This window comes from Phycicoccus sp., from assembly GCF_035325325.1.
Taxonomy (GTDB): domain Bacteria; phylum Actinomycetota; class Actinomycetes; order Actinomycetales; family Dermatophilaceae; genus Phycicoccus.
The window spans coordinates 45,351-63,535 of record NZ_DAOLAC010000013.1 but is presented as its reverse complement, the minus strand read 5'-3'; the positions used below and the strand labels follow the sequence as shown (position 1 = coordinate 63,535).

At 71.1% G+C, this 18,185-nt stretch carries 13 protein-coding genes; all 13 read right to left on the bottom strand.

Annotated features, from left to right (window positions below; genetic code table 11):
* Nucleotides 1-5: 5 nt before the first annotated feature.
* The gene (locus tag PKA89_RS10200; protein ID WP_324419144.1) at nucleotides 6-608 is read right to left on the bottom strand and encodes a glycosyltransferase; all 603 of its coding nucleotides are present in this window, start codon (nucleotides 606-608) and stop codon (nucleotides 6-8) included.
* A complete protein-coding gene (locus tag PKA89_RS10195) occupies nucleotides 605-1,513 on the bottom strand; it encodes an NAD-dependent epimerase/dehydratase family protein (RefSeq protein ID WP_324419143.1) in 909 nt (302 codons plus the stop codon). Before PKA89_RS10195 ends, PKA89_RS10200 begins: the two co-directional genes overlap by 4 nt.
* The gene (locus PKA89_RS10190; RefSeq protein WP_324419142.1) at nucleotides 1,510-2,079 is read right to left on the bottom strand and encodes a hypothetical protein; all 570 of its coding nucleotides are present in this window, start codon (nucleotides 2,077-2,079) and stop codon (nucleotides 1,510-1,512) included. Before PKA89_RS10190 ends, PKA89_RS10195 begins: the two co-directional genes overlap by 4 nt.
* On the bottom strand, nucleotides 2,076-2,807 hold the full coding sequence (locus PKA89_RS10185; RefSeq protein ID WP_324419141.1) for a hypothetical protein: 732 nt from the start codon (nucleotides 2,805-2,807) through the stop codon (nucleotides 2,076-2,078). The genes PKA89_RS10190 and PKA89_RS10185 overlap by 4 nt, the downstream gene beginning before the upstream one ends.
* Nucleotides 2,808-2,893: 86 nt before the next feature.
* Entirely contained in the window at nucleotides 2,894-3,376 is a 483-nt protein-coding gene (locus tag PKA89_RS10180; RefSeq protein WP_324419140.1) for a hypothetical protein, read from the bottom strand.
* Between the two features lie 119 nt (nucleotides 3,377-3,495).
* Nucleotides 3,496-4,839, bottom strand: coding sequence for a phage major capsid protein (locus PKA89_RS10175; protein WP_324419139.1), 1,344 nt, complete (start codon nucleotides 4,837-4,839; stop codon nucleotides 3,496-3,498).
* Nucleotides 4,840-5,040: 201 nt separating this feature from the next.
* Nucleotides 5,041-6,984, bottom strand: coding sequence for a peptidoglycan-binding protein (locus PKA89_RS10170; RefSeq protein WP_324419138.1), 1,944 nt, complete (start codon nucleotides 6,982-6,984; stop codon nucleotides 5,041-5,043).
* The gene (locus PKA89_RS10165) at nucleotides 6,981-7,928 is read right to left on the bottom strand and encodes a 2'-5' RNA ligase family protein (RefSeq protein ID WP_324419137.1); all 948 of its coding nucleotides are present in this window, start codon (nucleotides 7,926-7,928) and stop codon (nucleotides 6,981-6,983) included. Before PKA89_RS10165 ends, PKA89_RS10170 begins: the two co-directional genes overlap by 4 nt.
* A 75-nt stretch (nucleotides 7,929-8,003) precedes the next feature.
* A complete protein-coding gene (locus PKA89_RS10160) occupies nucleotides 8,004-8,324 on the bottom strand; it encodes a hypothetical protein (RefSeq protein WP_324419136.1) in 321 nt (106 codons plus the stop codon).
* 16 nt (nucleotides 8,325-8,340) lie between these two features.
* Entirely contained in the window at nucleotides 8,341-14,871 is a 6,531-nt protein-coding gene (locus PKA89_RS10155) for a hypothetical protein (protein WP_324419135.1), read from the bottom strand.
* Between the two features lie 106 nt (nucleotides 14,872-14,977).
* Nucleotides 14,978-17,332, bottom strand: a complete 2,355-nt coding sequence (locus PKA89_RS10150) for a phage portal protein (RefSeq protein ID WP_324419134.1) — start codon at nucleotides 17,330-17,332, stop codon at nucleotides 14,978-14,980.
* Nucleotides 17,332-17,592 (bottom strand): hypothetical protein, encoded by a 261-nt coding sequence (locus PKA89_RS10145; protein WP_324419133.1) that lies wholly within the window; start codon nucleotides 17,590-17,592, stop codon nucleotides 17,332-17,334. Before PKA89_RS10145 ends, PKA89_RS10150 begins: the two co-directional genes overlap by 1 nt.
* 72 nt (nucleotides 17,593-17,664) lie before the next feature.
* Nucleotides 17,665-18,072, bottom strand: a complete 408-nt coding sequence (locus PKA89_RS10140) for a hypothetical protein (protein WP_324419132.1) — start codon at nucleotides 18,070-18,072, stop codon at nucleotides 17,665-17,667.
* Nucleotides 18,073-18,185: the final 113 nt, after the last annotated feature.

The following is an 18,185-nucleotide window of genomic DNA, read 5'->3' as shown; positions in this document are numbered from 1 at the left end:
GGCTCCTACCAGCGGGAGGGGAGCCCGGAGGTGTTGGCGCCGTGGTGGTGCCAGACCCATGTCCGGGCGGGGAGGTGGTGGATCTTGGCGCTGCGGTCGTTCATGCGCACGACGAGCCGGTAGTCCTCACCGGCTCGGTTGCCGTGCTCGTCGACGCCGGGGTCTTCGCTCTGGGCGGTGTCCCATCCGAAGCTGAACCCTCCGGCCTCGTGGACGGCGACGGTGCGGGCGAGGAAGGTGACCGGGATCTGGTGCGGCTCGGCGGGGTCCCACGGGGCGCCCTCGAACTGGGGGAAGGGGTCGGTGCCGCCGGAGCCGACGTCGAACCACGGGTAGACGAGGTCGGCGCCGGTCTCGGCGGCTGCGGCGAGGAGCCGGGCGAGGTGGTCGGGGTAGAGCTCGTCGTCGTCGTCGAGGAACGCAACGTAGTCGGTGGTGACCATGGAGAGCCCGTTGTCGCGGTTCAGGGCGGCGCCCTCGCGGTGGTGGTCGATGACGGCCACGATCGCGTCGGCGGGGCGGGTCTGCCTGGCGACGGACTCCAGCGCACGGCCGAGCATCCGCCCGCGGGGCGGGATCGAGGTGACGACGACGGTGACGGTGCTCATGCGAGGGACCTCCGGATCCCCTCTTCGAGGGTGATCCGCGGCCGGTGGATGGGCAGGCTGTTGCCGACGTACGCGACGCGGTGGTGGACGCCGGTCGGCTTGGCCGGGAGGTTGCGGATGATGCCGGTGTACCCGGCCTCGATCATGAACATCCGGGCGAGCTCGTTGAAGGTGACCGCGCGGCCGGTGCCGAGGTTGAGCGGGGCCCGGTAGTCCTTCTCGACGGCGGCGAGGGTGCCTTCGACGACGTCGTCGATGTGGATGAAGTCCCGGGACTGGGTGCCGTCGCCCCACACCTCGAACGGGTCGTCCCGGCGTCGTGCGCGGGCGGCGAAGGAGGGGAAGGGGTAGTCGAGGTCCTGATCCTCGCCGTAGCCGGAGAAGGGCCGCATGATGTGCACGATGACGCCCTGATCGGCGGCGAAGCGGGCGAGGTACTCGCCGGTGAGCTTGGCCCAGCCGTAGGTCATGTCGGGGACGCCGATGCTGCCCGGGCCGCGCTCGTCGACGGTGTCCTCCTCGCCCCACGTCAGGTCGTCCTCGTGGAGGTAGGGGTGCGCGATGTGCCGCCACTGGAGGTCGACGGGGTAGGCGGCGGAGCTGGAGTAGTAGACGACGCGGGGCTGCCCGACGCGCACGGCCCAGCCGAAGAACTCGGCGTCGATGGCGAGGTCGACCGCGACCGAGAGCGGCGCGCCGTCGATGGTCAGCCGCCCGCCGACGACGGCGGCGAGGTGGACGACGAGGTCGTACCGCTCGTCGCTGGTGCGGAACCAGTCGCGGACGTCTTCGTGGGGGCCTCGCTTGATGTCGAGGCCGGTGACGGCGTACCCGCGTGCTTCGAGCGCGGGGACCATGCGCCTGCCGACGAACCCGAGGTCGCCGGTCACGAGTGCGGTCTTCATCGGCATCCCCAGATCTGGTAGTCGTACTCGGTGTCGGTGAGCCGCAGCTCGTTGAGGACGAACGGCTCCCACCCGGCCGCGGTGAGCATGGCCCGCATGTCGTCGGTGCCCCAGCTCCAGTAGTGCTCGACGTTCTCGGAGTCGAGGTCCTCGTCGATCGGGGTGGAGAGCACGAGCCGGTCGGCGGTGCCGCGCAGGAGCGCGAGCACCGAGTCCGGGTCGTCGAGGTGCTCGATCGTCTCGGAGAGGATGAACGTCCCGACTCGCAGCGGGTAGATCCGCGCGCGCAGCTCGTGCACGGTCTGCTCGATGGGGCCGGTGAAGAGGTACGTCGGGGCGAAGTCTCCGAGGAAGGTCGCTGGCTCGTTGAGGGCGGTGGCGATCGCGGCGTCGCCGCAGGAGAGGTCGGCGACGCTGGTGCCGGGCTTGTGGACCCAGCGGGCGAGCGCGATCGTCGTCTGGACCCGCAGGACGTGGTCGGGCCACCGGTCGTGCCGGTGGGGGGCGGCGTAGATCTGGGCGAGCTCGGCCGGGCTGTGCGCGGGACGGAGGCGGGTCCTGCTCACGCGAGGGCACCGATCTTCGCCGCGTCACGGATGATGCCGCCGTCGGTGACGAACGCTTGGTACGCCTCCTCGTCGTGGGTCCACGTCTCGCTCGCGTTCGCCTGCGCGTAGGTCTCGTCGTGCTCGGCCTTGCCCGCGATGGGGTGGAGGTGCTCGATGACGACGCCCGGCAGGTACCGCAGTCGGCCGCTGGCGAGCCCGAGGTCGCGCCAGTAGTTGTCGAGGAAGAGGTGGACGAGGACGGGCGGGGCCATGTACCCGAGCGCGCGCACGATCGTCGCGGACATGAAGACGGCGGTGGGGAGGTTCTGCCGCTGGACGAGGTCGTCGGCGTAGACGATGCCGTGGCCGAGGTTGTCGAGCGCGGCCTCGATCTTCTGGTCCCACTCGGGGGTGCGGGGGAGGTGGTCGTCGCCCATGAACCCGATCACGTCGGGCAGCCGCGGCGCGGTCCCGGGCCGCGGCTCCAGCACCTTGTCGAGGACGGTCGCGGCGACGGCGTTGAGGGTGCCGTTCATCCGGAGCCGGGGCCCGACGATGACGTGGAGCTCGCGCAGGCGCATGTCGTCGGCGAGGACGTCGAGGTAGGTGTCGAGCTGGGGGTCGTCGTCGTCGAGCGCGACGACGAGCTGGGCGGTGGCGCCGGTGTCGTGCCACGCGGTCAGGAGGCGGGTGATGTTCTGCGGTCGCCCTCGGGAGGGGACGATCACGCACGTGCGGTTCGTCATGCCGGGAGGCTACGGGCGCTGGCCCGGACGTGGGGATGCCCGCCTCCCGCAGGGGTGGGAGACGGGCATCCGGTCCGGGGTGGGGCTTACTTGACCTCGAAGCCCTCGGCGTCGGCGTAGGCCGACAGGCGGGTGGCGAGCGCGACCGCGCTGATCTCGCCGCCCTCGGCGACGAGGAGGACGTGGCTGTGGACCTTCGTGCCGCGGGGGATGAACCCGACGCTGATGTCCTTCGTGGCGCGGTACATGCCGTCGCCGCTCTCGACGAGCCCGTCGGGGATGTCCTTCTTCCGCAGCTTCGGCTCGGGCTCCGGCGCGCCGGTCTGGGCGGGGTCGGTCGCGGCGGCGGGCGGGTTCTCCTTCGCCTTGTCGGCGGCGGTCTTCGCGTCGGCCTTCTCGGCGGTCTTCTTCGCGGTGGGCGGCATCGGGATCTCCTGTTCGTGCGTGCACGACATGGTGGGGTTCCCGCAGACCGGGCACGCGATGGCGGTGCGGGGCGAGCGGTCGAAGCCGATCAGGTTCGGGTAGCGGGTAGCCCACTCCGACCCGATCGGCACGATCTGCTCCATGCCGTCCACGGTAGCCCGCGACGTGGCGCTGCGGGGGTAACGCGAAGGGCCTCACCCCCTCGTGAGGGGTGAGGCCCTTGCGGTGCCCGGCTCAGTCGGTCCGGGTCACGTGGTCAGCTTCAGGAGAAGTTGACCTTGACGAAGCTCTCCGGGCGCTTCACGGCGAGCGCGAGACGCTCCTCCGCGAGGATCGCCACGGCGTTGCGGATGAAGAAGTCCGCGTGCTGCTCCGCGATGCGGATGTTCGCCTGCATCCGGTCGTAGAGCTGGGCCCCGAGCCCGAACGCGCCCACCAGCGCGGTGCCCTGCGCGATGGCCGGGGAGTCGACGACCGGCATCCGCCAGATCTTCTGCTCCGCGCCCATGGCGACCGAGACGGCGACCGAGTAGTGGCCGTCGGTGCCCTTGTCGAGCTCGATCTCCTCCCAGTCGTACGGGTGGAGCACGACGCCGGTCGGGTCGTAGTAGGCGAGGATCGCCTTGGTCGCGGCGCGACGGAGGGCGTCCTGCTTCTTGTCCGAGGCGTTGGTGCTCTGGTCGTAGGACTGGATCCCCGGCGTGCGCAGGATGCCGAGGAGGTCCTCGCCGGTGCCCGTGCCGTTGAGGATCTGGGCGTCCTCGGTGAGCCGCAGGCCGTAGAGGAGCTCGTTGTTGATCGTGCTCTGGAGCTGCGGCTCGTCCTGAAGGACGTTGCGGTGGGCGACCTCGTAGTGCGCGATCGTGCGGACCGAGGCCTGCGCGTTCTCGAACTTCAGGGCGCTGTGCGGCTTCAGGCCGAAGTTGCCCGCGGCGTAGTCCGGCACGACCGAGGCGCTCGACGAGAGGTCGAGACGGTCGGTGCCGAAGCCGAGGACCCGGAAGAAGTCGATGAGGTTGGCCGACGTCTGGGCGACCGGGAAGAGGTCGCGGACGCGGGCCCGGCGCATGTTGCGCGGCACGGTCGGGTCGAACTGGACCTTCCCGAAGCCGTGCGACGTGTCGTGCAGCGCGCCGCCCATCCCGGCGTAGACGTCCTTGACGCCGTAGGTGCCCTGACCGACGAGCGCGGTGGCGTCCACGCCCTCGATCTCCCACGCCGACGGCATGGTCGCGGCGCCCGAGCGGACGAGCGACTTGAACTCCTCCGACTCGGTGAACATGCGGCCGAGGTTCGCCGGGCCGTGCCCGGGGACCCAGAGGCCGGAGCCCTCGCCACCGGCGGCACCGGCGGCGGCGGCGGCGGCGCCGAGGCCCTTGCTCTCCGGCGTCTGCTGGAGGTAGGCCTTCAGCTCGGCGCCGCCCTCCATGTCGTCGAGGAGGCCCTTCAGCTCGCGCGCCTCGGCGAGGTTCTTGCGGTACGTGGTCGCCTGCTCCTTGGAGACGACGATCCCGTTCTCGTCCTTCTCGGCGATGACCTTCTCGATGCGGTCGTTCTCGTCGAGGATGGACTGGAGGCGGGACTTGATCTCGGTGACCTGAGACATGGTCTACCTGCCCTTTCCTCCCCCATGCGGGGGGTTGCTGGTACTGCGGGTTGCGGTGGTGCCCCCACCGCAGGGTCCGCACTGCCATCCCTTCGCGTTGGTTGTCCCCCTCGGTCAGTACCGGGACGGGCCGTACCTTGCGGCTTGGATCTCGTGCTGCGATCGAGTCTGCACACGCGCAACCAAGTGCGTGTGCTGTGCTCAGGAATCCGAGCGGAGAGCCTTCATTTCGTCGAGCTCGGCGCGGCTGATGAAGGCGGGCTCGTCGCCGTCGTCGTCGGGCTCGTCCTCGGGGTCGGCGTCGGGGTCCTCGGTGTCGGTCGGGTCCTCCGCGGGGTCGCCGTCGGTGTCGGCGGGGGCTGCCTTGGTCTCGGTGACGGCGATGACCTCGTCGCCGTCGGTGTCCTTGTCGATCATCGGGGTGATCGACTCGGTGAGCCGGACGGTGGTCGGCTGGCCGATGACGAGCTCGCCGTCGACGAGCTTGTAGGGGTAGAGCTGGAACTCGTCGTACTCGGTGCTCGGGCCGGACTCGCGGCTCTCGATGCGCACGACGACGGAGTCGGGCATGGTCGCGCGGATCCAGACCCACTTGCGGTCGTCGGTGGCCGCGACGCCGCCGTTGACGATCTGGTCGATCGCGGTGCGCAGCCGCTCGGTCAGGTCCTCGTAGGACCCGGCGAGGGCCTTGACCTCGATGGTGCCGTCGCCGAGGTCCTTCTGGCCGCGGGTGCCCGCCATCGGCATCGCGCCGAAGAGGACGGGGCTGTACTCGTAGAGGTCGAGGTTGTTGATGTAGCGCAGGCCCTTGCGCTGGTCGATCCGGGCGCCGCCGCGGGGGACGTTGTACCCGATGGACCACTCCTGCTCGTCGCCGAAGAAGACGACGTTCTCGTAGGCCTCGCGGCCCTGCTGGGTGGCGAGGTTGAACTGGGTCTTCACGGCGAGCGCCCCGGCCTCGGCGGGCCACGGCTCGCCGCGGGAGGTGGTCTTCGGCAGGTCGGCGTCGCCGGGCAGGAGCTCCTTGATGTCGAGGGTGCGGGCGACGGGCTTGTCCCAGTCGTGGGAGAAGACGCCCTTCGGGGTGCGCTTCGCGAGGGTCTTCGCGTAGGCGCCCGGGAGGATGACGTCCTTCACCTCGTCGGGGATGCCGGTGACGGAGACGATCGCCTCGACGATGCCCTCGTCCTCGCTGAGGACCTTCACACCGGTGACGACCGGCAGGCCCTTGTGCTCGCGGCCGGAGTGCACCATCCCGGACCGCTTGAACTCGATCGTGGTCGTCATGCTGTCCTTCTTCCGGGTGGTGGTGGGCTTCTTCGGCTGGGGGGCGGGTTCGTAGGCGTTCTGGCCGATGAGCCGGAACTTGCGGGTGTCGGGGTCCCAGACCCACCCGTTCTCGTAGATGGCCGAGCCGTCCTTGAACCCTTCGGCGCGTCGTGCGCCCTTGGGCCCGTACTTCGGGGGCTCCTTGCCCCACTCGGACGGCCACTTCTTGTCGTAGCGGCCGTCCTCGGGGGTGAGCTTGCCGTCGGCGAGGTTGCTGGGGTCGTGCACCTTCGGCTTCTTCGCGGCGGCGGAGCTGGAGCCGCTGCCGGTCTTCTTCTTCGCGGCGCCCTTGCCTCGGGTGCCGGAGCCTCGCTTGCCGGAGCCGCCGCCGGAGCGGCGCCCGCCCTTGCCCTTGGAGAAGGCGGCGTCGCCGCCGATGCTGGCGTACTCCTTCGCGAGGGCGGCGCGCAGCTTCGGCCCGAACCCGGTCTCGCCGGTGATGCCGTGGTTCTCCTGCGCGCGCTTCACGGCGGCGGCGGTCAGCGGCCCATAGGAGCCGTCGGCGGCGAGGTCGCCGTAGCCGAGGCGGGTAAGGAGCGTCTGCATCGCCTGCACCTTGCGGCTCTTGTCGCCTTCCTGCGGGCCGCGGTTGCGGTCGGCACCGGACGTGAACTTGCCGTTCTCGTCGCGGGCGTGCATCCCCTCGAAGGCGTTCTCTTGGCTGTTGCCGCCGTGCTGGGGTGGGGGCTTCTTCGCCGGTGCCGCCGCGGCGGCGGGCCTCTTCGCGGGCCGGGTGGTCGCCGGGGTCGCTGCCTCCATGCCGCCGTTGCCGACGGTGATCCGCTTGGTTGCGGTCATGCCGACCCAGCCGTTCATCCTGCTCGCCCCTCGCGGGCGCGGAGGGTCAGCTCGGCCATCGACCCGCCCTTCTCCTGCGGGTCGGCGTCGATCTCGTCGTCGGGGACCTCGGGCGGCGCCTCACCCTCGGGCGCCTCCTCGGCGGGGGAGTCGCCGGGCTCGCCCTCCTCGTCGTCGGTGGCGGGGTCGCCGTTGAGGGGGAAGTCCCAGACGTCGCCTGCGACGGCGACGGAGATCATGTCGAAGGTGACGGGGATGACCTCGTCCATGCGGTCGAACGGGTTGGGCTCGTCCGGGTCGAGGTAGGCGAGGGTGGTGTGGGGGGTGAAGCCGTGGTCGGTGCGCCACGCGACGCCCTCGTCGTCGAGGAGGTCGAGGAGGTCCTCCCGGAACGCCGACAGCTCGGGCACGTCGACGGAGGCGTAGAAGGCGTCGCCGTCGGGGATGGTGAACCGGCCGAAGCCGCTGTAGGTGCCGTCGATGGGCGCGGCGTCCTCGGCGAAGCCGCGGACGATCTCGATGAGCGCGTCGGGGTCGTCGACCTCGTCGAGCTCGCCGAGGAACGCGAGGGTGACATGGAGCTCTCCGACGGGCTGGGCGTCGTCGCCGATGATGTCGGCGAGCTGGGTCGCGACGTCGAACGAGGGGTAGAGCGCGATCATGACGCCGGTCGGGTCGTCGCTCGGCTGTGCGGTGTCGTCGCGGGCGTCGCCGGGACCGGCGAGGGCCTTGTGGCCGTGTCCCTTGCCGGGGGGCGCGCCGACGGCCTCCTGATGGCGGAGGTTGCAGTAGCCCTTCGCGCGGACGCCGAGGTGGGGGGTGAGCTCGGCGACGCAGCGCATGAAGTCGCCGTCGGTGCCCCAGCCGATGCGTGCGGCGCCTTCGCCGCGCACCCAGTAGTGGCGCAGCCGCTCCGCGTTGCCGCGGTTGCGGTCGGCGCCGCCAGCCTTGACCTCGGTCACCGCTGCCTCCTGACTTGGTTACGCATGTGGCCCACCGAGAGGCTATCTGGGCGGGCCACAGTGCATGGGGTGGCGTCAGAACACCGCGTCGGCCGGTACCGGCTCGGCGTCGGCGTCCTCGGCGGGCTCGTCGGGCAGGTCGCCGTCGACGGCGGTGATGGTGGTGGTGACCCGGAGCCACTGGAGGATGGTCCACGGGTCGTCGACGTCGAGCTCGAAGTCCGGCCCAACGGGGGGGAGCCGGAACGTCTGCCCGGCGTCGGCGTCGGCGAGCGCGGCGAGGGTTTCGCTGCCGCCGGTGAACCGGCCGAGGAGCGGCTCCCCCTCGCCGTCGATGACGACGGCGTAGGGGACGTTGAGCTCGCCGACGCGGCGGATGCCTTGCACGGTGAACATGGGGGTCCTTCCCGGATCAGAGGTGGGCCATGACGCCGAGGAGCCAGCGTCGGAAGTCGTCGTCGAGGTAGTCGCCCTCTCCGGCGAAGAGGTCCTGCACGCCGGTGGTGAAGAGCTCGTAGTTGTGCTCGTTGTCGCCGGTGAGCCCGAAGCCGTAGGTCTTCCCGGAGTAGTGGCCCTTGAAGTCGTCCTTGTAGCCGTACTCGGTCCGGTAGATCGCGCTCTGGCTCTCCCGCGTCCGGTTGTCCGGGTCGCCGGTGGAGGTCCGCTGCCACAGGAAGGCCCACTCGGCGTCGGCGAGGCCCGGGACCATCTTCTCCATGTGGTGGCCGAGCTCGTGGATGGCGACGCCGAAGAGGCCGTTGTCGCCGTCGATGGTCGGCTCCGACTTGGACAGGGTGATCGCGGAGCGGTTGCTCTCGTAGTGGCCGCGGCGGGTGCCGCGCTTCACGGTGACGGGGATGCGGGCGGCGTTCTCGATCCAGCTCGTGGGGTAGAAGCCGGTCGCCCAGTCGAGGGCCTTGCGCGGGGCGGCGGCGCCACCGAGGAAGCGCATCTTCACGCTGTCGGTCTCACCGATGGAGGTGACCCGGGCGAGGGTCTCGCGGTAGGCGTCGGAGCGGACCTTGGCGAGCTTCTTCTTCTTCTCCGGGTCCATGCCGCCGTGGGCCATGAGGGTGCGGCGCTCGACGACGAGGTCGTTGTACCCGTTGATCGCCTTGGTGAGCTCACCGAAGCCGTACCTCTCGGCCGCGGTGTTGAGGTCCCGCAGCTTCGTGAGCTTCGCCTCGTCGTCGGCGCTGAGCTCGCCGCTGCGCTGCGCCAGCGTCAGCCGGGACAGCTCCTTGGTGAAGGCGCCGTACGCCGGGGAGAGGGAGTACGGGCCGGGCTCGCGCCGGGCGTAGCCGTTCTCGTCGCCCCAGTGCTCCTCGATGTACTCGACCCGCTTGCCGGTGACGAAGCTCTGCTGCGCGTTCCCGCCGCGGGGGACAGCCTTGTTCGCGGCAGCGATCTCGACTTCGAGCTCGGCGAGCCGGGCCGTCGCCTTCTCCTTGTCGGCGTCGAGGGTGTCGAGGTCAAGACCGGCCTCCTTCGCGCGCTGCTGGAAGATGGCGTCGGCGTCGCGGTCGATGAGCTCACCCATGGTCTTCAGGGTGTCGATCGCGTCGAGGTGGTCCTGCGTGGGGCCGTTGTCCTTGGCGCGGTCCTTCACCCACGTGTTGCGCTGGTGGACGTTGTCCCACTCCTTGCGGCGGAACGTCTCCATGCCCTTGCCCAAGGTGCCGCGGAGGCGGTCGATCTTGTCCTCCAGCGGCGCGTCGTCGGGCAGGTCGAGGAACTTGGCGCGGTGCACCGGCAGGGCCGGTCGGTCGTCCGGGCGGACGTCGCTGAGGCCTTGGATGTAGGCGGGGAGCCCGCCGGACACGAGGGAGTTGGTCAGGACCTTGATGTCGGTGTGGGCGCGCTCGTCCTTCGCTGCGGCGGCGGCGGCGGCGATGCGCTGGATGGCGTCGGCCTCGTTCGTGTCGCCGAGCTCGGGGACGACCTTCGCGTCGAGGACACCAGCCGCGAAGCTGTCGAAGGCGCGCATGTTGGCGTTGCGCTCGATCTGGTCGAGGAACGGCCGCAGGCCTTCCGGGTTGCCTTCGAGGAGAGCGATGTTGCCGTCGACCCGGGCGAGGTGCTGGGCCCGCTGCTCCGGAGTCAGGTGGGACAGGTCGTCGGTCTCCTTCGACCGGCGGAGGTTGGCGATCAGGTCCGGGATCGGCATGGCGAAGCCCGCAACGTACTGGTCGACGAGGTCCTTGGCGTCGGCGATGACCGCGTCTGCGAGCCGCCCGGAGGCGGCCGGGTTGCGGACGTCGTCGGAGACGTTGAGGAGGTTGGCTCGGGCGTCGTCGAAGCTCTCGATCGCGTTGGCGCGTTCGAGGTCGCCGAGGGCGGCGTTCACGGACTCCGAGCGGAACCGGGAGAGCGAGTCGATGCTGGTGCGCCGCACCCGCTCGTCGGGCGCGATGGTCTCGTTCTTCGCCTGCTCGGCCTCGGCCTTCAGGCGGGCGCGGCGGATCCGGAAGCGGGCGGCGTTGTACTGGCGCCGCCACTCCTTCTTCGCGGCCTCCTCGTCGAGGCCCTGCTGCTCCATGATCTGCTCGACCGTCGGGATCTCGGCCTGCGCCTTGGCGCCGTCGCCCTTGCCGTCGTCGCGCAGCGCGCGCGGTCGGGACTCGCGGCGGACGCCGCGGGTCGGCGTGCCGGTGTTGCCGCTCGGCGGCGGCGTCGGGCGCTCGTAGTTCAGCTCGGCGTCGACTCCGAACGGGATCGGGTCGCTCTCCTCGACGAACTTGATGTCGCGCAGGTCGGGGTTCCCCTCCGCGGAGGGCCCGACAGACTCGACGGTGCGGCGGATGCTGCGGTCGGATCCGAGGAGGACGACGTCGCCGGGCTGGAGCCCGTCGGGACGCGTGGTCAGGCGCGGCGCCGGGTCAGGCGTCGGGGCAGGCGTGGGCTCCGGCGCCGTGGGGGCTGCGGTGACGAGGTGGGCCGGGACGAGCTGCTCCTCGCCGCGAGCGAACTGCACGCGGGCGAGCCCGTTCTCGTCGTAGCCGTTGAGGGTCGCCTCGACGGGCTGGTCGCCGGGGTAGCCGCTGAGCTTGACGTTGACCTTGCTGCCCTCGGGCAGCGGGTCACCGGGCGGCGGCGGGGTGACCATCGCGGGCTCCTGCACGCCGTCCTTGCCGCCGCGTGAGCGGTTGCTGGCGCGGACGACGACGATCTCGCCGTCGTCGGTGCGGACGCTGATGTCGTAGAGTCCGCCGCTCCCGTCGACCGCGGTGGCGCGCACCACGGTTCCGTCGACGCGCTCACGGGTGCTCGTGACGCCGGTGTCGTCGCGCGAGTAGACGGTGCCCATCACCGAGACGCGGGACCCGACGGGGTGCGGCGCGCCGCGGTCGGCGGGGGCCTTGCCCTCGGCGACGCCCTTGACACGGTCGGGGGCGAGCGTGAGGAGCGTGCCCTCGGCGGTGCGGATCTGGAGGGAGCCGTCGTCGGTGACGCCCTCCAGCGTGCCGTAGACCGGGTTCGGGGAGCGGGTGAGGTCGACGCGGACGTCCTTCCCGGTGAGGGGCCGGGCCTCGTGCGGGTCGGGCAGCTCCGGGGTCGCGGCGTCGCCGCTGCCGCGGTCGGCCGGGATGATCCGCTCGGTGCGCCCGCCGCTGCCGGGGCCGCGGGGGGGGCGGGAGCGTGCGGGGGCCGCGGCCGCCCCGCTCGCGGGGCCGGCGGGGATGCCCGGCCGGGCCGGCCCGCCGCTGCCGAAGCGGCGGTTGCCGCTCTCGGTCGGGACGTCGTAGAAGCCGCCCTGCTCGTCGAACTTGCCCGGGCCGGTGACCTTGACGGGACCGAGGTTGGTGTCGATGAGGTAGTCGCCCTCGCGCAGGTCGCTGGCGTCGACAGCCTCGGTGTCGGCGGTGACGATCCCGTCCTGCGGGTTGAAGGTGGCGGTGACGCCGTCGCGCTCCATGCGGATCGTGCCGTCGTCGTTGCGGGTCAGGGACCAGCCGCGCGACTCCGGGTCCTTCATCCGCTCCGGGAGGTCGCCGGACGGGGTGTCGGGGGTGGTGCCACCCTCCCTCAGCGCGGCGACGCGCGGGTCGCGGGACTTGGTTGCGTCCCACGCGACGTCGATGTTCTGCCGGGACTGGTAGGTCTCCGGCGGGTCGTTCGGGCCCATGCCCTCGAAGGTGACCTCGACCCGGCCGTCGTCGAGGCGGTTCACCGAGGACACCGTGTCGAGGGTGCCGTCGTCGAGGATGACCTCGTCGCCCTCCTTCAGCCGGTCGGGCTTGATGGTGAGCCGGTCGAGGGTGCCGTCGGGGGCGATGTCGATGGCTTCCTTGTCGCGGCGGAAGTCCTCGACGATGGCGTCGACCTCGGCGGCGTCGTACCCCTGCGCTTCGAGGCGGCGGCGGGCGTCGGCCTCCGTCATCGTGGTGACGTCCCACGCGTCGGTGCTCGGCGTGGGGGTCGGCGTCGGGGTGGGGTCGGGAGTGGGCGTGGGGGCGGCTCCCTCGGGGGGCATGGCACCGGCCTCGCGCCGGGCCGCGGCTTCGGCCTCCATCGCGTCGAGAGCCTGCTGGTTGTTCTCGGAGAGCTTGCCGTCGCGCTCCTTCATCGCCCGGAACCGCTCGATCTCCGACTGGAGCTGCTCGTTGCCCAGCGTGGTCGGGTCGGTCGGCTCGTCGGGGTTGCTCGGCGTCGGGGTGGCGTTGCGGTCCTCGCGCTTGCGGCGGTCGACCTCCTCCTTCAGCGCCATGACGCGGTCCATGTCGCCGTTCATGAACGCCTCGGCCGCGGCCTTGGCGATGTCGTCGAGCGTCATCTTGGTGAGGTCTTCGCCCTGCGGGGTGTCGGTCTTCTCGGGCAGGCCCTCGACGATGAACCGGCGCTGCGCCTGCGGGGTCGTGACCGAGCCGACGGGGTTTCCGTTCTCGTTCAGGGCGATCCACTGCTCCTGCGAGTCGATGCCCTTCTTGTCGCCGCGGACCCGGTTGATGGTCGCCTTGTAGAGCTTCGCGCCCTCGGGCAGCTCGCGCCCGTCGAGGTCGCCGGTGTCCTCGGTGATGCCGGTGATGACGGCGTCGCTGGGGTTGTTGTCGGCGAAGAGCTTCCGGGCGCGCGCCTGCTCCGGGGTGTCGTTGGCGGCGTCGCTCTCCGGCAGCTTCGGCAGGTCCGGCTCGGGCTTGGTTGCACCACGGTCCGGGGTGCGGTCCGGTCCGGGTGCGCCGTCCTCGGGCGGGTCGACCGGCGTGACGTAGAGACGCCCGGTCTCCGCGAGGTGCGCGAACTCCTTCGAGCGGGAGCCGCTGCGGGCGTTCTGCTCGCTGCCGCTCCAGCGCAGGACGCTGTAGGACTTGTCGGGTCCGGCGTCGAGCCTGTCGGCCTTGGCGTCGAGACGCTCCGCCTCACGGTCTCGCCCGTCGGCGTAGCCGCGGAGCTTGGCGCGCAGCTCGTCGTCGGTGGGGCGCTCGAAGTCCGGCAGGTTGGAGCCGATCGGGCCACCGGCGACGTACTCGCCGCCGACGTAGACGTCGACGTACTCGGCGCCTCCGCCCCACGGGCGCCGCGTCTCGGTGATCTTGCCGGTGTCGGCCTTCTTGCGGAGGTCCTCTCCCTTGGCGCGCTGGGCTGCGGCCTGCTCGCGGAGGCTCTGGGCTGCCTTGGCGTTGTCCTGCTCGTAGACCACGGCGTGGGTGTAGGTGCGGGTCTTCGAGTTCCGCTTCTCCACCGTCCCATCGGGGAGGGTGACGAAGTGGTCGCCCTTCCGCGCCTTCGGCTTCTTCGCGGCGGGCGTGGCCGGGGCTGCGCCGTCGGGGACGTCGGCCTTGGGCGGGTTGTCGCGCTTGATCCGGTCGTACCCGGGGGTGCCGGTGACGACGTTGATCGTGTCGCCGTTGTCGAGCTTGATGGCGACGCGGCGGTCCGAGGAGTCGGTTACCTCGCCGGGCCCGAACTCGGTGGAGACGCGCTCGCCGACCTCGGGACGCCCGGTACGGGGCGAGCCGGGGGTGTCGGGCTTCTGGGGACCGGCGTTCGCGTCCTCGATCGGGACGTTGGCGCTGCGGAACCGGAAGCGCCCGTTCGGGTCCGAGCGGACCGCATCGAGCATGTCGGAGGGGGCGCCGTCGCTGTAGGCGACCCACTTCCCGTTGACGTTCTTGTCGAGGACCATCGACCCGACGCGCAGGTTGTAGCCGCGGGCGCCGCGCTCCCCACCGTGCGCCTCGATGATGTCGTCGCGGACCTTGACGCGGGCTGCGGCGAAGCCACTGGTGCCGGTGAACTCGTCGGAGACGCCGGTGATCGCGGTGCTCTTCGCGTCCGGGGTGTCGGGGGCGTTCGGGGCGTCGGGGGTGTCGGGCTTCGCCGGGCCGGGGCCTCGGACGTCGCGGGCGTTGACGTTGACCATGGTGCCGGAGTCGAGCTGCACGGCCATGCTGTCGCCGACCTGCCGGATGGCCCGGCCGTGGGCGCCGTTGGAGAGCTGCACGTCGGGGGTGTCGAGGAACCGGCCGTTCTCGTCGCGCGGGTGCGCGTTGGGGTCCCACGCGGCGGAGAAGAGCCGATCGGCGGTGGCCGCGGCCCGGGAGAAGCCGCGGCGGGAGCGGGCCTTGCCCTCGGAGGTCCAGTCCTCGGGGAGCATCCACGCGGCGCCGAGCTCGCGGGCGCGCTTCATGATGTGCCGCTTCGCGGCGTCCTTGTCCTTGGCCCGGCCGTAGGCGCTGATCGCGTTCTTCAGGTCGTCGCGGTTCTTGATGGGGAACGACCCGTCGGGGAGCGCATCGCCCTCGTCGGCGGCGTCGTCGCGCTCGCCCTTGGAGAACTTCCGCTTCTCCTCGCGCCGGTTGCTGTCGTCGGCGAGGTACTCCATCGCGTCGGCGATGAGCTCGGGCGGGGCGCCCGCTCCGAGCTCGGTGGTCAGGAGCGCGACCGCGAAGGCGGACTTCTGCTCGATCTCGCCGTGGGCTGTGAACGCCTGAGCGAGGGTCATGGACGACCCGTCGACTCGCGTGAACGTCGTCACCGCGACGCCTCCTCTTGGTTGCGCTGGACCTCTGCTGCGAGGGTACGGGGTGCGTCGCGAGTGCTGGGCTCGGTCAGGAGACTGCGGCGAGCCGCTTCCATTCGAGGGAGTCGAGGTCGGCGAGGTCCTGATCGAGCTCGGCCTCGAAGTCGCGCTTGGCGAGCTGGTAGATCATCGTGCACCGGCAGTTGATCCACTCGCTGATCGTGGTCGCGCCGCCGGTGGGGTCGCCCGGGCAGATGAGTGCGACACCGCCGACGATGAACGGCTGCCCGATGGGCTGCACCTGACCTTCGGCTTCGCGGTGGGTGTGCCGGGTGCGCTCGTCGTCGGTGGCGAGCCACCGCTTCCGGACGGCCCCGGCCTGTCCGGCGCCGAGGAGGGACGCCGCGTTCATGGCGCCGACGACCGCGCGGGAGCCGGTCTCGGCCCACGTGTCGGAGCGGGTGTAGGCGTCGCGGACGCGCTCGGCGATCCGGTCGAGCGGCTCCCCGGCTTCCTCGGCGTCGGTGATGATCTCGTGGAGCTTGCCCCATCGGGCGTCCATCGCCTCGGCGATGACCTGAACGCTGCGGGTCACGATCTGGTCGACGACGGTGGTGAGGTCGAACTCGCCTTCGACGTCGAGCTGCTCGAACACGGCAGCGCCAGCGGCGGCGGCGGCGGCGCGCACGATGTCGCGGATGGCGGTGACGAGCTCACCGATCCAGCGGGCGCGGTCGAGGATGTAGCTCGGGTCGAGCGCCTTGATCTCGTGGCCGACGGGCAGCGGCGTCCAGTGCCGGGTGTGGCGGCGCGCCTTGGCGCCGGTCATCCGCGCGAGGACGACGGCCTGCTGCCGGTCGAGGACGGCGAGGATCGCGTCCTTGACCTGCGTCTCCCACTCGGTCAGGAGCGCATCGTGGGCGGCACGGATCTGGTTGAGGTAGCCGGGTTCGGGCCTGCCCTTCGTCTGGAGGTCAGGCCCGAAGGCTTTTCCCTCCAGTAGCGCCGCGATCTCGGAGTCGTCGACTTCGGTCGTCGGGTCCGGTGGCAGGTCCGGTGTGGGTGCGCCGTCGGGGGCGGCGCCGATCTGGAGCTGGTCGCCGCCGGGGCCGGGCGGGAGGCCGGGCGGCGCCTGCTCCTGCCCCTGACCGAGGAGGGCGTTCACGTCCTCCTCGTCGCCGATGGGGGCCTTGCCGGACGGCTTCCAGAGGACCTTCGTGCCGGGGACGCCGATCTCGTCGCGGCCGGTCTCCTTGCGCCACTCGTCGATGCTGATGCGGCCTGCGGCCTCGTCGTCGTCGAGGACCTTCTTCCGGGCCCGCTCATCGCGCTGGAGGACGGAGACCTTGGACAGGTCGTGGACGATGAACTCCTCGTCGCCGTCGATGCCGTCGTCGGTGAGCGGCTCGAACCCGGTCGCGAAGAGCCGCAGCTCGCCGGGCATCGTGTGGCGCCAGAAGTTCTCCTCCTCGGCGTCGGCGTTGTCGAAGGTGCGGCCGGACGCGTCGCCGATGACGGACAGCGGGGTGCCCGCGGCCACGAGGATCTCGCGCTGGGTCAGGCCGCGGGACTCGACGTACTGGGCGTCGCGCGGGCTGGTCGACAGGTCGGTGTACTCGACGTTGCCCTCCCACAGGGCGATGCGCCCGGCGTTGGCCGGTCCGCCCTGTAGACGGGCGAGGAGCGCCTGCGCGTCGGCGGGGTCGACATCCTCGTCGTCGTCGTCGGCTCCGCTCTTCCCGCCGAGCGCGAGGACGCCGCCGGGGCGCCCGTCGTTGAACATGAAGTTCCGGTTGAAGAGCCGCGCGTAGTAGTCGAGCTCGATGCTGATGCCCGCGGCTTCGAGCCACGTCTGGGAGCGGTAGGGGTCGGTCGGGTGGGGCCGCTTGATCCAGAGGACGCCACCCTTGCCCTTCTCGTACGGCATGAGCTGGTCGAAGACCTCGCCGCCCGCCAGACGCATCTCGAACCGCTCGACGAACTTGTCGGGGTGCGGGACGGGGAAGACCTGCGAGGGGTTGAGGAGGACGAGCTCGCGGGGGGTGCCCATGCGGTCTTCGAGGACCTCGACGAAGACGCCCTTGCGGGAGAGGTCGGCGAGGGTGTGGAACCGGTAGCGGAAGCTGTAGGCGTCCTCGTAGCGGTTGGCGCGGCGGTTGAAGAGCCGGTCGAGGGGGTGGTTGTGGATCTTCTGCGCGTCGTCGCCGAGGCCGTCTTTGACGTCGATCGGCAGCTTCGCCGCGTTCGACGCTCGGGCGTCGATCGCGCGGTAGACCCAGATGACGCGGTTGTACTGCTCCTTGACGACCTTGTCGACGTCGTCACCGTCGATCGGGGAGTACGGCACCCCTTGGAAGACGAAGTTCGGCGACGAGGAGTAGCGCCGGTCGATGGCGCCCTTCGTCTCGGGTCGACCACCGCGGAACGCGTCCCAGAGACCCATCACTTCACCCCGAGGAGGAGGCCGACGAGGAGGACGACGGCTCCGGTGGCGAGGAGGCCTGCGCCGAGGCCCCAGAGGAGCCCGGCGCCGATGCCGATGAGGGATCCGCCGATGACGACGAGGAACAGCGACACGAGGGCCGCGACGAGGCCGTCAGGCAGGGCCCGGACCACGCTCTCGCGTGCGACCTTCGGGCGCCCCTCCGGCCACCGTCGCCCGCCCCACATCGCGGCGCCGACTTCGCTCTGCTGCTCCGACACGGCAGGGTCCTCCAAGGTCCGGGTTCGCGTCCAGCGGGTGAACCGGTCACCCGCTGGACGCAAGCGTACGGACTACCCCTGCGGTGTGGTGCTCGCTCCCGGCAGGTCGGCGAACGCGGCGGTCTCTTGGAACCGCTGCCACGAGGTGGAGAGCCAGCTCGTCATGGGCCCGTTGACGACCTCGGCGAAGTTGGTCCCGGTGAAGACCTCGCCGAGCCCGGCGACGATCTCGACACCGGGCAGCTCCGCAACGTAGTCCGTCGTCGGGTCGGGCTCGTCGCCGGTGATCTCCATGGCGATGAGCTGGAGCCGGAAGCGCCGCTCGACCGATGTGGCCGCGGTGGGGACCGGGTCGTCACCGGGGCAGACGTCGTGCTCGAAGACGAGCTGGGTGCCGAGGAGGGCGGCGTTGTTGATGGTCTGCTCGTCCACTTCGATGGTGTGGCCGCAGCCCTTCGCGCACGCGACGGACATCTTCATGGTGGTGGGGTCCTTCCGGAGGGTGATGGGTCCGCGCACACCGTAGGCACGGACGCTGGCTGGCGGGGATCAGCGGCGGCGGCGAACCACGCCAGCATGGATCAAGCGACTGA

Bases quoted from the DNA above. Each gene is read 5' to 3' on its own strand.
- PKA89_RS10180 (WP_324419140.1), bottom strand. From the start codon at position 3,376: ATGGAGCAGATCGTGCCGATCGGGTCGGAGTGGGCTACCCGCTACCCG.
- PKA89_RS10175 (WP_324419139.1), bottom strand. From the start codon at position 4,839: ATGTCTCAGGTCACCGAGATCAAGTCCCGCCTCCAGTCCATCCTCGAC.
- PKA89_RS10170 (WP_324419138.1), bottom strand. From the start codon at position 6,984: ATGAACGGCTGGGTCGGCATGACCGCAACCAAGCGGATCACCGTCGGC.
- PKA89_RS10140 (WP_324419132.1), bottom strand. From the start codon at position 18,072: ATGAAGATGTCCGTCGCGTGCGCGAAGGGCTGCGGCCACACCATCGAA.
- PKA89_RS10160 (WP_324419136.1), bottom strand. From the start codon at position 8,324: ATGTTCACCGTGCAAGGCATCCGCCGCGTCGGCGAGCTCAACGTCCCC.
- PKA89_RS10195 (WP_324419143.1), bottom strand. From the start codon at position 1,513: ATGAAGACCGCACTCGTGACCGGCGACCTCGGGTTCGTCGGCAGGCGC.
- PKA89_RS10150 (WP_324419134.1), bottom strand. From the start codon at position 17,332: ATGGGTCTCTGGGACGCGTTCCGCGGTGGTCGACCCGAGACGAAGGGC.
- PKA89_RS10200 (WP_324419144.1), bottom strand. From the start codon at position 608: ATGAGCACCGTCACCGTCGTCGTCACCTCGATCCCGCCCCGCGGGCGG.
- PKA89_RS10155 (WP_324419135.1), bottom strand. From the start codon at position 14,871: ATGACCCTCGCTCAGGCGTTCACAGCCCACGGCGAGATCGAGCAGAAG.
- PKA89_RS10185 (WP_324419141.1), bottom strand. From the start codon at position 2,807: ATGACGAACCGCACGTGCGTGATCGTCCCCTCCCGAGGGCGACCGCAG.